This window comes from Shewanella sp. 5S214 (genome assembly GCF_041439795.1).
Taxonomy (GTDB): domain Bacteria; phylum Pseudomonadota; class Gammaproteobacteria; order Enterobacterales; family Shewanellaceae; genus Shewanella; species Shewanella vesiculosa.
Genome location: NZ_JBGOOV010000007.1, coordinates 26,176 through 40,445 on the forward strand (window position 1 = coordinate 26,176; position 14,270 = coordinate 40,445).

Sequence of the window (14,270 nt, forward strand, 5' to 3'; positions counted from 1 at the left end):
AATGATGCGAATCGCTAAAATTTTAAAATTAAAAATCAGTATCTTATAAAAAATATATCGTACAGAGGTAAGCTAAAATAATTAACCGTATTGATCTAAACTCTGACGCTAAAAAAATTGTGACACAAAATGGTTACATAAAACTTTTTACAATTAAAAAGTAAAAAACCTCTTCATGATGTAATGAAGAGGTTTTTAATCAGTGATTCATCAGATATAAATACACCCTAACACACTCTGTAATAACAGATTATGCGTACCAAGCCGGTATATGCGCTTCGTAGTCACTAATCTGTTGCTCAAATGACAGTGTTAATCCGATTGCGTCTAACCCATTAAGCAACTTATGCCGTGCAGACTCCACAATAGTAAAACTGAATACACAACTAGAAGGTGACGTCACCGTTAGCGCTTGTAAATCTACAGTAATTTTCGCACCTTGTGTGGCAGACACTTCATCAATCAATTGCTGTACTTCTGTGGATGTTAACTTAACCGGTAATAAGCCATTATTGATCGAATTACCGTAAAAAATGTCCGCAAATGTCGGCGCAATGATCACTCTAAGGCCAAAATCCGCTAACGCCCAAGGCGCATGCTCACGAGATGATCCACAACCAAAGTTTTCCTGGGCGATTAAAATTGAAGCACCTTGATAACGAGGCTGGTTTAATACGAATTCAGGATTTGGCTTATCACCGGCATCGTCTAAATAACGCCAATCATGAAATAAATGAACCCCAAAACCGTCACGAGTAACTTTAGACAAAAATTGCTTGGGAATAATTTGGTCGGTATCAACATTAGCGCTATCAATGGCTACCGCTAAACCGGTATGTGCTGTAAAAGCTTGCATAAAAAATCCTTGTTTAGCTCGTTAATAAGGTTGACGAATATCAACAAAGTGCCCAGCAACAGCTGCAGCAGCAGCCATAGCAGGACTCACTAAATGGGTGCGACTGCCACGGCCTTGTCGACCTTCAAAGTTACGGTTACTGGTTGATGCACAGCGATCACCCGCCTCTAAGCGGTCATCATTCATCGCTAAACACATAGAGCAGCCCGGTAAACGCCATTCAAAACCTGCTTCAATAAAAATCTTATCTAAGCCTTCCGCTTCTGCCTGTAACTTCACCTGGCCAGACCCTGGCACAACAATCGCGACTACGCCTTCTGCCACTTTACGATTTTTAGCATGCGCAGCAGCTGAGCGTAAATCTTCAATACGTGAGTTAGTACAAGAACCAATAAAGACCTTATTAATGCTGATATCTGTCATCTTGGTACCCGGCGTAAGACCGATATACTCTAATGCTTTCACCATACTGGTTCGATTAGTTACATTGCTTTCTTGCTCAGGGTTAGGTACTACGCCATCAATCGCCACCACTTGCCCAGGGTTAGTACCCCAAGTTAACTGCGGTGCAATATCGTTAGCGTAAAGCACCACCTCAGCATCAAATACCGCATCAGCATCAGTCTTCAATTGCGACCAGGCTGCAACGGCTTGCTCCCACATGGCGTCTTTAGGTGCAAACTCACGCCCTTTAAGGTAATCAAAAGTGGTTTCATCAGGTGCTACCATACCGGCTTTCGCGCCCATTTCGATGGCCATATTACACAAGGTCATCCGTCCTTCCATGGTTAATGCTTCAATAGCTTCACCACAAAACTCAACCACATAACCTGTACCACCATCCATACCTAAGGTGCCGATAATCGCTAATACGATGTCTTTAGCTGTTACACCATCGGTCACTTTACCGCGAACTTCAATCTTCATGGTTTTGGCTTTTAACTGACGTAAAGTCTGCGTTGCAAGCACGTGCTCAACTTCTGAGGTGCCAATACCAAATGCCAATGCACCAAATGCACCGTGAGTCGCAGTGTGTGAATCGCCACAAACAATCACAGTACCAGGCAGAGTAATCCCTAACTCGGGACCCATTACATGGACAATACCTTGATTTGGGTGATGAATATCATATAAGCGCACGCCAAACTCTTTACAATTTTGCGCTAGAGTGTCAACTTGAGTGCGTGCCATAGGGCTAAGCGCATCAAGACTGGCACTGCGGGTCGAGGTGTTGTGATCCATTGTCGCAAAGGTTTTTTGTGGCGCACGTAGCTTACGTCCAGCCACTTTTAAACCACTAAAGGCTTGTGGAGATGTCACTTCATGGACTAAATGGCGATCAACATACACTATTGGCGCTTCACCTTCTGGGCTAGCAACAATATGAGCATCCCACACTTTTTCATATAAGGTTTTACCGGTCACTTGGGCCATTACACACCATCCTTAATTGCCTGAGTGATAAAGTCACCCATTTGAGCTGTCGACTTTGCTTCGCTGCGCTTATCGGCAGAAAGTAGTTCCCCAGTTAAATAACCACTTGCTAGTGCTTTTGTTACTGCACGTTCAATAGCGTTTGCGGCATCTTCTTGCTTTAAGCTATGACGCAACATCAATGCGGCAGATAAAATCTGCGCCACTGGGTTCGCAATGCCTTTACCAGCAATATCAGGCGCACTGCCACCTGCGGGTTCAAACAAACCAAAGCCGCTACTGTTCATGCTGGCTGATGACAGTAGCCCCATAGAGCCCGTTAACATGGCAATTTCATCAGATAAAATATCACCAAATAAATTAGAACATAACATCACATCAAATTCATCAGGTCGACGTAATAACTGCATAGTCGCGTTATCAATATAGATGTGCTCTAAGGTAACGTCAGGAAAATCTTTAGCCACTTCCTCAACAACTTGACGCCATAATACTGAGCAGGCCAACACATTGGCTTTATCTACTGAAGTGACCTTGTGTTTACGTCCACGGGCGGCTTCAAAAGCAATACGGGCAATTCGGCTAATTTCACGACGGCTATAACGCATAGTGTCGAAGGCTTCCTCATCCTCCCCCTCTCCTTGGCGTCCTTTGGGTTTACCAAAATAAATGCCACCGGTTAACTCACGCACACACAAGACATCAAAACCACGGGCGGAAATATCACTACGCAAAGGTGACATGTGCTCTAAGCCGTCATGTAATTTAGCTGGGCGTAAATTACAAAATAGCTCAAAGTGACCACGTAACGGTAATAATGCGCCGCGTTCAGGTTGATCATTTGGCGGTAAGTGCTCCCACTTAGGGCCACCCACACTACCAAATAGAATCGCATCCGCGGCTTCGCAGCCTTTTAAAGTAGCGTCAGGTAAAGGACAACCATGGTTATCAATGGCAATGCCGCCAACATCATATTCGGTATAGTTAATGTCTAACCCAAAACGCGCTTCTACTGCACTAAGCACTTTACGCGCTTCAGCCATCACTTCAGGACCAATACCATCACCCGACAAAACTGCTATTTGATAACTCATACGCTACCTAACTCCCTTTCTTTATGGATCTGTTGTTTAAAATCAGCAACCTTATCTGCGCGGTATACTAAGTTCATCACATGGACTAACGCTTTAGCTGACGCTTCAACCACGTCGGTGGCTAAACCAACACCGTGGAACATCTGCTCGCTATATTTGGCAGTAATATCGACTTGCCCAAGCGCATTTTGACCTTCGCCTTTGGCACTTAATTTATAGTTAGTAATATTGATCTGACGACCGGTGGCCCGTGCAATGGCATTATAAGCCGCATCGACTGGTCCGTTTCCTGTCGATGCTTCGGTAATATCTTGACCATCTACCGCAATACGCACTGTCGCGGTGGCAACCCCTTCAGTCGAATCTGAATGCACCATCATATGCTGTAGCTGATACTTATCATCGTCTTGTGCTTGCGACTCCATAAATACCAATGCTTCCAGATCGTAATCAAATACCTGACCTTTTTTATCCGCCAAGGTTAAAAACTGCTCGTACAGGCTATCCATATCATAATCACTTGGCTGATAACCCATTTCTTCCATACGATGTTTAATCACATGGCGGCCAGAGCGTGAGGTCATGTTCATATTGTTACGATTCAAGCCAATGCTTTCTGGCGTCATAATTTCGTAAGTATTTTTAGCTTTTAACATGCCATCTTGATGAATACCCGATGAGTGAGAAAACGCATTGGTTCCCACAATAGCTTTATTAGCTTGAATGGGCATATTACATAATTGACTGACGAGCGATGAGGTTCGGTGAATTTCTTTGGCGTTAATACCACACTCAACATTAAGCAAATCTTTACGGGTCGCTAAAATCATAGCTATTTCTTCTAACGAACAGTTCCCGGCGCGCTCACCAATACCATTGATAGTACATTCTACTTGGCGTGCCCCCATTTCAACTGCGGCAATAGAATTAGCAACCGATAAACCTAAATCATCATGACAATGAACCGAAATCACCGCTTGGTCGATATTCGGTACTCGATTAAATAAGGTTTGAATAATGCCACCAAACTCACTTGGCACGGTATAACCCACTGTATCGGGAATATTGATCGTACGAGCACCCGCTTTAATCGCTGCCTCTACCATTCGGCACAAATTATCGATTGGGGTTCGGCCGGCATCTTCACAGGAGAACTCAACGTCATCAGTAAAACGTCTAGCATACTTTACCGCATTGACCGCCATCTCAAGTACATCGTCAAACGAGCGCTTTAATTTGCTTTCAACATGAATGGTCGAAGTTGAAATAAAGGTATGAATTCGAAATTGATCGGCAACCGATAATGCCTGGGCGGCAGCATCAATGTCCTTTTCAAGTGCACGAGACAATGCACACACTCGGCTATTTTTGATGGTCTTAGCAATGGTCTGCACCGAGTGGAAATCACCAGGAGAAGAAACAGGGAAACCCACTTCCATCACATCAACACCTAAACGTTCAAGCGCCAAGGCAATTTGCAGCTTTTCTTTAACGGTTAAACTTGCTGCTAGTGCTTGCTCACCATCACGTAGGGTAGTATCAAAAATTATGACTCTATTGGACATCGAATTTCTCCATCGACCATCATGTATATTTACCTAACTGCAAACATCACAACTAGTACATTTCAAAAGGGCTAGAAACAAAAAACCCCGCGGCTGTTAGCGCGGGGTTTGTGTATGCTTAATGAATTATTTTGCATGTAACACAAAGGACTCCGCGCAGGGTATGCGTGAGAGGAGAAGGAGTCCGAGTAAAGTTGATTGTGTGTTCATGCCGTTAATATTCACTTTTAATAACTAAATATGCTAATTGTGCGACATACAATTATGTCTATACCTAATATGTAACGCGACCAGCCTTCTGTGTCAACCCTAATTTAACTAACGTGAAAAAGATGATAGCGTACTAGTGCCTCATTACAGTTAAACAACGACGTGATCAGCCAATATTGATTTGCTTTCAATTAATGAACTTACCTCTCAAAGTACAAATAAACATCAAGCTAAGTGGCTGCATCAATTATATTTTTATGTTTCTCAAGATAAATAATCGTATACTGCACGTACCCCATATAAAATTGATATATGACGATGACGTTATCAAGAAAGAGTATTGAATATCATGGTAGTCGCATTTTTGCTTTAATCTTCGGCCTAACTCTGCATTTAGTCGCAACACCAGCCTTAGCACAACCATCGCAATCTTTATTACTCTCCGGCGATATTATTAGCCAAACTCAACAGTTGAGTGTTCGTGAGCAGCTCAATGTAATCAGTAATATTAATTCTCAACGTTCCGCGGAAGCAAAAGCACTCATTGAGTCACTTGAGCAACAACATAGTCAGCAACCATTAGCCAATATCAACGCACTGCGCTTAACGCTACTTCATTGCTTTAATTTGCTGGAATTTGGTGAGTTTAATCAGGCAATCACCTTGGCAAAACAAGGGGAAATGAAGGCCAGACAGTTTAAATACGATACCGCTCGCCCTTATTTCATTCAATGCCAAGCCGATGCACACCAAAGCCTTGGCAATACGCTACAAGAACAACAACTCACCGAAGAAGCGCTTCGTTTAGCCAAGCGTTACTCTGAGAAGCAAGCAATTGTAAATAGCCTTTATGCCAGAAGTAGACAAAATACTAGCCTAGAAAATTATAATTCGGCCATTGAAGACTTGCGTTTTGCGTTAGATATTTATAATGAAGCACAAAACCAATTTCAGCATTGGTACTTATTGCCAAAATCATTCATCCAATCGGAAATTTCAAACGTTTTTTTCTCTATGGGTGATTATGTAGAGGCACTGCATTTTTCCGAAGCAGCTTATAAAGATATTTCTTTATTCGGAAAAATAAAATCGACAGTGGCTATCAATTTAGCAATTATGCATATCGCGCTAAATGATAAATCCAAAGTGCTGTATTATTTAAATAAAGCAGAAGATTTCAGTAAAAATATAAACATAGGCTCTGAGATAGATGCGGCAGACCAGGATGCTAGACTTGCGATAATTCATTTATACGTTGACGATTATGATATTGCTGAACAACTCGCACTATCAAGCATCAAGTTATTCACAAAATACCAAGAACAGATCAATGTCATGCGCATCAAGCGCACCTTAGCCAAAGTGTATTTTGCACAACATAAAGATATTCAAGCATTGTCGCTACTCAATGAAATTATTGAACAAGCAACTGAACTTAAACAATTTTCTGATTTAGAAGAATTTAACCAAATTATCAGTCAATACTACGCTGAACAAAAGCAGTTCGAATCCGCTTACCTGTTTCAAGTGCAGCGTTTTGATGCCGCCAAACAAGCTGCAGCTAAGTTAAACAATGCTCATTTTATGCAGTATAAAGCCAGAATCACCGCGCAAAGTGAAGCCAGCACAATACCAGAAAAACCGCTCAATAATATCAATCAAAATTTAACCATTGCAGTGCTAATTATTTTATTCTTATCCGTTGGGCTAGTACTGTTTTTAGTCAGAAAACCAAAGCATCTTAATATTGAGGAGCAAGAAGAAAGCCAACAACAATGTATCGATAATATGTTAAATAGTGCCAAGCAAGGGCACTATCAACTGACGTTATTACTACTCAATATCAATCATATAAATACCATGGACTTGGCATTTATCATCCCACGCCTCAAACATACACTCAGAGAGCAAGATAAATTGTTTCGTCATAATACTGATGAAATCATCATCATACTGCCACACACATCCCCCGCCGGGGCTGCAAGAGTGGCAACCCAAATTGAACAAGTCCTCAGCGAATGGAAAACGGCGCTCAAAGTGAATATCGGCATAGCGGGTTTACAACAACTCGATACTTTTGACGTACTAGTAAAAAAAGCGGTAATTAATCAACTGAATAAAATAAAGTCTCAGGAAACGTCTTATTCTCATGACGAAAATTAACCGCTTAACCTTGGGTCAAATATTCAGTGATTTCATCTAAAAACTCGCCGCCAAAGCGATCAAGCTTTATTTGACCAATGCCGTTTACCGCCAACATTTCTCCTGGACTGGTTGGCAGCATGGCGCACATTTCAGCCAGTGTGGCATCGTTAAAGACTAGGTATGGAGGAATGTCATTTTTCTCAGCCAGTTCTCGGCGCAATAATTTTAACCGAGCAAATAATTTACGATCATATTGCTGTGGAGCGCGTGAATTAGGCTTACGCTTAACATCAAGTAATTGAATCCTTGGTTCCGCTAACATGAGCGATAGCTCAGCTTTTAACACTGGTCTGGCGGCAGGATTGAGCTTAATCGCAGAGCCGCGGGTAATATCCTGACTCATCAAACCCAAATGGATTAACTGACGAATAACACTGAGCCAAAACTCAGTTGATTTATCTTTACCAATACCCCACGTCGATAATTTATCATGGCCTCTATCGACAATGTTAGCCGCTTTAGAACCGCGTAATACTTCAATAACATGGTGAATGCCAAAGCGTTGCTGCAAACGGTAAATACAAGACAGCACTTTTTGCGCATCTTCAGTGCCATCGTATCGTTTCGGCGGTGCCAGACAAATGTCACAGTTACCACAAGGCTCAGAGGCGACTTCATCAAAATAATTTAGTAATACTTGGCGGCGACACGTTTGCGCTTCAGCAAATGCAGCCATTGTATGTAATTTATGAAATTCGACCTGCTGCTGTGGGCCTGGTTCAGATTGCTCAATTAAATGCCTGACTCGGCCTATATCTGCTGGATCAAACAGCATATAAGCTTCAGCATCTAAACCATCACGGCCAGCTCGACCTGTCTCTTGATAATAGGCTTCAATGCTTTTAGGAATATCGTAGTGCACCACAAAGCGTACGTTAGATTTATTAATCCCCATACCAAAAGCAACCGTCGCGACCACAATATCAATTTGATCTTTGAGAAATTTATCTTGAACGTTACTGCGCTCTTCTTGACTTAATCCGGCGTGATAAGCTTGAGCATTAAACCCTTGCAAGCGTAAACGTTCAGCCACTTCATCTACTCGGCGACGACTACTGCAATACACAATACCATTGGTGCCATTTTGAATGGTTAAGAACTGACGCAGCTGATTGGTTGCATTGAGTTTTTCTGCCACGGTATAACGAATATTAGGGCGATCGAAACTCGATAATAAGGTATAAGGCGTCACCCTTAAGCGCTCGCAAATGCTCAAACGCGTGGCATGATCTGCGGTTGCAGTTAAGGCCATTAAAGGTAAATAAGGAAAATATTCTTTTAACTGACCTAATGCAGCGTATTCAGGCCTAAAATCATGACCCCACTGGCTAATACAATGCGCTTCATCTACAGCAAACATGGAAATATTCACTGATTGAAGACGCTCAATAAAATCAGGACGCAACAAACGTTCAGGCGACACATACAGTAATTTAATCTCGCCAGAATGAAGTTTACGTAATACCTCAGCACTTTGTTCACGCGGTAAAGATGAATTGAGATAGGCGGCGGATACACCACTTTGCATTAAACTGTCGACTTGGTCTTTCATCAACGAAATTAACGGCGATACCACGATAGTCACACCAGGCAATACAATAGCAGGCAATTGATAACACATACTTTTGCCGCCACCGGTAGGCATAATCACAAGCGTATCTTGGCCTTGTATACTTTGCTCAATGACTTCTCGCTGCCCTTCACGAAAGGCACGATAACCAAAAACTTGCTGTAAGCTTGCAGCAAGTACATCTTGCTCTGTCGTCAACACATCTGAGGACGCAATATTGGTCGAAATCGGAGTATCCATTCACACAACATCATCATTAAAGGGGCTCTCATTTTAAAGCACTCAGCCGCAGAAGTCTTGGGCCAAAACACCTTTGTCTGTTTTCAAACAAGATAGATGATTGAGTCAAGGTCACTTTAGGGTTAGATTAAATACTCTATGACAGTACGTTTTTCAAACCAACGTTCACTATAATAATAATAAATCGACAAGGATTGCTCATGACCACCTCTATTCAAACTCAGGCTTTACAGCAAGTTGCTGATATTTTTGATCAACATGTCCCATTCCATAATCTACTCGGGTTAGACATTAAACATTACGACATCAATGGGGTTGAAGTCGTAATAAAAATGAAGCCCGAGCTAATTGGTAATATTCATCAAAACATTCTTCATGGTGGGGTTACTGCAACATTGCTTGATGTTGTCGGCGGGCTAACAGTATTTGCGGCTCTAGTAGCGAGTAAAGAGGATTGGACTCTTGAAGAACTGCAACAACGTTTAACCACCTTAGGTACCATAGATATGCGAGTCGACTTTTTACGTCCAGGTCGCGGTGAAGTCTTCACTGGTACTGGAGCGGTTATCCGTTCAGGTAACCGAGTATCCGTATGTCGGATGGAATTACATAATGAGCAAGGAGTTCATATCGCCTTTGGCACTGGTACTTATATGGTGGGATAAGCGCACTATATAAACCAAACAACCACCTTATAAAAGAATTAGCTTAATCACTTGTGTCATCCAAAATGGCGACCTACAATCGCCATCTATTATTTTCCTGCCCATTATTGACTCACTATGCCTGATTTAGAATACCGTAAAGGAGTTTTACTGGCAGTTTGCGCTTACACCATTTGGGGTGTCGCACCACTGTATTTTAAACTTTTACATCATGTCCCCGCGACAGAAATATTAATGCACCGTGTAATTTGGTCATTCATTTTTATGATTATCATGATGCAGTTTATTGGTGGTTTTGGCCGTCTACGCCTGATCCTCAAACAACCTAAACAACTTTTAGTACTGTTTGTCACTTCAGTGCTAATTGCAGCTAATTGGCTTATTTTTATCTGGGCGGTCAACAATGACCATATGCTTGATGCCAGTTTGGGATATTTTATCAATCCGCTTTTTAACGTATTGCTTGGTATGGTATTTTTAGGTGAACGTCTGCGTAAATTACAATGGGTTGCAGTCAGTTTAGCCAGTATTGGCGTACTGGTTCAATTAATATCTTTTGGATCAATTCCATTGCTATCATTGGCATTGGCTGCCAGCTTCGGCTTTTATGGTTTATTACGAAAAAAAGTAAATATCGATGCTAAATCAGGATTATTGGTCGAAACAGCCATCTTATTACCTATCGCCCTAGGTTATCTATTCATCACTTTAGACAGCTCGACAACAAGCATGCTGGCCAACACTCTCGACCTCAATTTACTTTTAGTCGCTGCCGGCATTATTACCACTATCCCATTACTATGTTTTGCTGGAGCGGCGGTCAGAATTCCCTTTTCAATTTTGGGTTTCTTTCAATATATTGGCCCCAGCATCATGTTTATCTTGGCGGTGAAATTATTTAATGAACCGTTTGATATTGAGAAAGGTATTACCTTTGGCTTTATTTGGGGGGCATTGATTATCTTTATCGGCGATATGCTACTGCAACGTCAACGACGCAATACCGTAGCAAAAGCCCAAGCATAATAGGCCATTTATAACCATTTAATGGCAAGTCACAAAATTGAGTATGCTGAACACGGCTAATGCAAAAAAGATTGATTGAATGGCTTAACGTAACGAGTTAATCACATTAGCAATGTACAAAATTGAATCAAAAAAATGCCGGATTTATCCGGCATTTTTTTAGCTGTTTATCCTATCGTCGTCACTATAAATCTAAAGCAAGGATCTTCGAGCGACGCTGATAGTTATAAAGCTGCTTTTTCTTGTTCGGCAGTTCTTCAACATCGACAATACTAAAACCATGCTCTAAAAACCAATGAATGCTACGAGTGGTTAACGCAAATAAACGGGAATAACCGCGCACGCGTGCCTGACCAATAATATTATTGAGTAACAAGCTACCACGGTCTGCATCACGATAATCAGGGTGCACCACAAGACAGGCAAACTCACCGGCATTATCTTCTTCAAATGGATACAGTGCCGCGCAGCCGATGACTAAATTGTCACGCTCAACAAGCATAAATTGCTCTATTTCCATTTCAAGTTGCTCACGAGAGCGACGTACCAAGATACCTTGCTCTTCTAAAGGTCGAATCAGGTTTAAAATGCCACCGATATCGCTAATGGTTGCGCGGCGTAAACGCTCAGCACTTTGAGTAACAATTTGCGTACCTATGCCTTCGCGCGAGAATAACTCTTGTAACAAGGCGCCATCTTCTAAATAACTCACTAAATGACAACGTGGTACGCCTCGGCGGCACGCTTCAACACTGGCTTTTAAGAAAGCGATAGTCCCCACTGAAGTATGATCATCCTCAGACATTGTCTTGAGCATTTCTTCGATATCATCTGGCATAAGTTCGGCAATCACTTCGCCATTTGCGCCTAAAATACCGTGGCTATCACTAAAACCAATAATCTTATCCGCCTTTAACTTAATCGCGACTTGGGTCGCCACCTCTTCAGCGGTCAGGTTAAAGCTTTCTCCAGTAACAGAAGCCGCAATCGGCCCCATTAATACAATACCGTTGTTATCTAATTGGCGGCGTAACCCTTGTGCATCAATACGACGTACTTTGCCACTTAAACAAAAGTCGACACCGTCATCAACACCCAGCGGTTGCGCAATAACAAAATTACCACTGACTAAGTTAATTTGTGCATTCTGCATTGGCGTATTACCTAAGCTCATCGACAGCCTAGCGGTAATATCAAATTGAGTAGCCCCTGCAACCTGCTTGATAATCTTTAAGGTTTCATCATCAGTAATACGAATACCATTATGGTATGCAGGCTCAATTCCAGCAGCCTTTAAGCCGGCATCTATCTGTGGTCTTGCACCATAGACTAATACCACTTCAATCCCAAGCGAGTGCAACAAAGCCACATCATTCAAAATACCGCGGAATTGTGGATGCGCTAATGCTTCGCCACCCAACATGACGACAAAAGTTTTACCTCTATGCGCATTAACATAAGGAGCAGAATGACGAAATCCATCAACTAATTCAGTGGTTCTCACGGGCAAATTCACCTCGGTATAAATTTGATGTGCATTAATGATTATGACAAAAAATGTCACACAATGATTTGTAGTGCCAAAAGGGAATGGTATTGCATTTTAATTCACTTTTAAAGCATTTTATTTCACTTAAAGTAAAACAGAGTGTCTCAAATTTATATGAAAAAATCATTACAGCCAAAAAGTTAGCTTATTTTTACTGTGAATAATACTTTACGCATATATTTATAACATTACATTAAACTTTAATAACAATCCTCAAACATCATCACATAATAATAATGACCACAGAGCTTGATTCAATACCATAAGATTAATCATGCACCATACATAGTAAACAACTACGCAGTACAGACAACTCAGCAGCTTAGTCACCATTTGAGTTCACCTGCTTATGCAACAGTTTAGTATAGACTATTTTCAAACGGCCATAAAAAAAGCCCCAATTAAGGGGCTTTTTTAAGAATCAAAAATCAATTACTTGATTTTAGCTTCTTTGTACATAACGTGCTGACGAATGACTGGATCAAATTTCTTGATTTCCATTTTTTCAGGCATGTTACGCTTGTTCTTTTCAGTAGTGTAGAAGTGACCAGTTTTAGCAGTAGATACTAATTTGATCTTCTCACGATTACCTTTAGATTTAGCCATTTTCTATTATACCTTCTCGCCACGGGCACGAAGTTCTTTAACAATCACTTCGATACCTTTCTTGTCGATAATACGGATACCTTTAGTAGATACACGTAATTGCACGAAACGCTTTTCTTCTTCTAACCAAAAACGGTGGTTTTGTAGGTTAGGTAAAAAACGACGACGAGTCGAATTTTTTGCGTGCGAACGGTTGTTACCAACCATTGGCTTCTTGCCAGTTACTTGGCATACTCTTGACATGTCAATCTTCTCCAAAACAAATTTTTAACGCTCGAGCATTAATGTGCCTCGTATGGCCGTCGCCCGAGGCACAAAGAGGGCGCATTTTATACACGATTGACCATATAAGATCAAGCAGTGTTTATACAATCCACCCTCGCTCGGCAAAGGAGACTATCTCCTGATCACCTACAACCATATGATCTAACAAAGAAACATCTATGGTTGCCAATGCATTTTTTATTCGCTCAGTTATTCGCCGATCTGCCTGACTTGGCTCAGCAATGCCAGACGGGTGATTGTGACACACAATTACCGCTGCCGCTTTTTTCTCCAAAACAAGGCTTACAACCTCGCGAGGATAAACAGAAGCAGAATCGATGGTGCCACGAAATAATTCTACAAATTGAATGACTCTATGTTGGGTATCCAACAATAGTAAGGCGAACACTTCATAGGATCGGTCTGCCAATTGTCTCATTAAATAGTCCCGAGTTAAATCAGGATTTGTCAAAATTTGTCCTCTTTGTAGATTTTCATGCGCAATTCGCTTAGAAATTTCCGCTGCAGCCTGTAATTGAGCATATTTTACCGGTCCAACACCGGCTAATTTACAGACTTGGCTTTTAGGTGCACTCAATAAACTGCGCAAACCACCAAACTGATGAATCATGTTTCGGGCTAAATCCACCGCATTTTGACCTGCCAGACCATTACGTAATATTACCGCGAGCAATTCTGCATCCGAAAGATGTCCTGCACCCTTAAGCAATAATTTTTCTCGCGGCCCTTCTCCTTGTGGCCAATCTTTAATTCCCATGAATGTCCCTTATATTCAATGTGGCATTACACTTCGCGTACTCAATCGACTCTAGTCACAAAACAATCACCCATCACAGCATCAATAAGCGGTCACTGTCATTTTCAAAAAGAGTTCGAATCAATTACACAGTATGGTCGATATTTTTGAGATTGGATCTACGTAACTTGTCACAGGTTTGTGATATTGTTAGCCGAAATTAGATTTG

General features: G+C 41.6%; 12 protein-coding genes. 3 read left to right on the forward strand and 9 right to left on the reverse strand.

What is annotated here, in order from left to right; translation table 11 throughout:
• Nucleotides 1–250: 250 nt before the first annotated feature.
• The 4 genes from leuD to leuA are packed head-to-tail and all read right to left on the reverse strand — an operon-like array spanning nt 251 to nt 4,949.
• Nucleotides 251–856: a 3-isopropylmalate dehydratase small subunit gene (gene leuD, locus ACED29_RS06380; protein ID WP_182723221.1), complete on the reverse strand. Its 606-nt coding sequence runs from the start codon at nt 854–856 to the stop codon at nt 251–253.
• A 21-nt stretch (nt 857–877) separates the two neighbouring features.
• On the reverse strand, nt 878–2,290 hold the full coding sequence (gene leuC / locus ACED29_RS06385; protein WP_182741715.1) for a 3-isopropylmalate dehydratase large subunit: 1,413 nt from the start codon (nt 2,288–2,290) through the stop codon (nt 878–880).
• Nucleotides 2,290–3,384 carry a 3-isopropylmalate dehydrogenase gene (leuB, locus tag ACED29_RS06390; RefSeq protein ID WP_371697292.1) on the reverse strand — a complete coding sequence of 365 codons (1,095 nt, stop codon included), beginning with the start codon at nt 3,382–3,384 and terminating at the stop codon, nt 2,290–2,292. Before leuB ends, leuC begins: the two co-directional genes overlap by 1 nt.
• The gene (leuA, locus tag ACED29_RS06395; RefSeq protein WP_124018362.1) at nt 3,381–4,949 is read right to left on the reverse strand and encodes a 2-isopropylmalate synthase; all 1,569 of its coding nucleotides are present in this window, start codon (nt 4,947–4,949) and stop codon (nt 3,381–3,383) included. Before leuA ends, leuB begins: the two co-directional genes overlap by 4 nt.
• A gap of 528 nt (nt 4,950–5,477) precedes the next feature.
• Here leuA and ACED29_RS06400 point away from each other — a divergent pair.
• On the forward strand, nt 5,478–7,322 hold the full coding sequence (locus tag ACED29_RS06400; protein WP_371697293.1) for a diguanylate cyclase domain-containing protein: 1,845 nt from the start codon (nt 5,478–5,480) through the stop codon (nt 7,320–7,322).
• A gap of 4 nt (nt 7,323–7,326) precedes the next feature.
• Here the strand turns inward: ACED29_RS06400 and recQ are convergent, their stop codons facing one another.
• Nucleotides 7,327–9,174, reverse strand: coding sequence for a DNA helicase RecQ (gene recQ, locus ACED29_RS06405; RefSeq protein ID WP_371697294.1), 1,848 nt, complete (start codon nt 9,172–9,174; stop codon nt 7,327–7,329).
• 200 nt (nt 9,175–9,374) lie between these two features.
• On the opposite strand from recQ, the gene ACED29_RS06410 reads away from it, so the two are divergent.
• Both ACED29_RS06410 and rarD read left to right on the forward strand, forming a co-directional pair.
• Nucleotides 9,375–9,839, forward strand: coding sequence for a thioesterase family protein (locus ACED29_RS06410; protein WP_124018360.1), 465 nt, complete (start codon nt 9,375–9,377; stop codon nt 9,837–9,839).
• A gap of 117 nt (nt 9,840–9,956) precedes the next feature.
• Nucleotides 9,957–10,865, forward strand: a complete 909-nt coding sequence (rarD, locus tag ACED29_RS06415) for an EamA family transporter RarD (RefSeq protein WP_182698908.1) — start codon at nt 9,957–9,959, stop codon at nt 10,863–10,865.
• Between the two features lie 184 nt (nt 10,866–11,049).
• Here rarD and argA read toward each other — a convergent pair whose 3' ends face one another.
• The 4 genes from argA to radC form a co-directional block, all read right to left on the reverse strand.
• Complete coding sequence (argA, locus tag ACED29_RS06420; protein WP_124018358.1) at nt 11,050–12,369, reverse strand: amino-acid N-acetyltransferase; 1,320 nt, start codon at nt 12,367–12,369, stop codon at nt 11,050–11,052.
• A gap of 477 nt (nt 12,370–12,846) precedes the next feature.
• Complete coding sequence (gene rpmG / locus ACED29_RS06425; protein ID WP_124018357.1) at nt 12,847–13,020, reverse strand: 50S ribosomal protein L33; 174 nt, start codon at nt 13,018–13,020, stop codon at nt 12,847–12,849.
• Between the two features lie 6 nt (nt 13,021–13,026).
• The gene (gene rpmB, locus ACED29_RS06430) at nt 13,027–13,263 is read right to left on the reverse strand and encodes a 50S ribosomal protein L28 (RefSeq protein ID WP_011639236.1); all 237 of its coding nucleotides are present in this window, start codon (nt 13,261–13,263) and stop codon (nt 13,027–13,029) included.
• Nucleotides 13,264–13,384: 121 nt separating this feature from the next.
• Nucleotides 13,385–14,062, reverse strand: a complete 678-nt coding sequence (gene radC, locus ACED29_RS06435; RefSeq protein WP_124018356.1) for a DNA repair protein RadC — start codon at nt 14,060–14,062, stop codon at nt 13,385–13,387.
• Between the last annotated feature and the right edge of the window lie 208 nt (nt 14,063–14,270).

What these genes read in the sequence shown, in the direction of transcription:
- rpmB (WP_011639236.1), bottom strand. Translation starts at nt 13,263, where the DNA reads ATGTCAAGAGTATGCCAAGTAACTGGCAAGAAGCCAATGGTTGGTAAC.
- leuA (WP_124018362.1), bottom strand. Translation starts at nt 4,949, where the DNA reads ATGTCCAATAGAGTCATAATTTTTGATACTACCCTACGTGATGGTGAG.
- leuC (WP_182741715.1), bottom strand. Translation starts at nt 2,290, where the DNA reads ATGGCCCAAGTGACCGGTAAAACCTTATATGAAAAAGTGTGGGATGCT.
- rarD (WP_182698908.1), top strand. Translation starts at nt 9,957, where the DNA reads ATGCCTGATTTAGAATACCGTAAAGGAGTTTTACTGGCAGTTTGCGCT.
- leuD (WP_182723221.1), bottom strand. Translation starts at nt 856, where the DNA reads ATGCAAGCTTTTACAGCACATACCGGTTTAGCGGTAGCCATTGATAGC.
- ACED29_RS06410 (WP_124018360.1), top strand. Translation starts at nt 9,375, where the DNA reads ATGACCACCTCTATTCAAACTCAGGCTTTACAGCAAGTTGCTGATATT.
- ACED29_RS06400 (WP_371697293.1), top strand. Translation starts at nt 5,478, where the DNA reads ATGACGTTATCAAGAAAGAGTATTGAATATCATGGTAGTCGCATTTTT.
- recQ (WP_371697294.1), bottom strand. Translation starts at nt 9,174, where the DNA reads ATGGATACTCCGATTTCGACCAATATTGCGTCCTCAGATGTGTTGACG.
- rpmG (WP_124018357.1), bottom strand. Translation starts at nt 13,020, where the DNA reads ATGGCTAAATCTAAAGGTAATCGTGAGAAGATCAAATTAGTATCTACT.
- radC (WP_124018356.1), bottom strand. Translation starts at nt 14,062, where the DNA reads ATGGGAATTAAAGATTGGCCACAAGGAGAAGGGCCGCGAGAAAAATTA.
- leuB (WP_371697292.1), bottom strand. Translation starts at nt 3,384, where the DNA reads ATGAGTTATCAAATAGCAGTTTTGTCGGGTGATGGTATTGGTCCTGAA.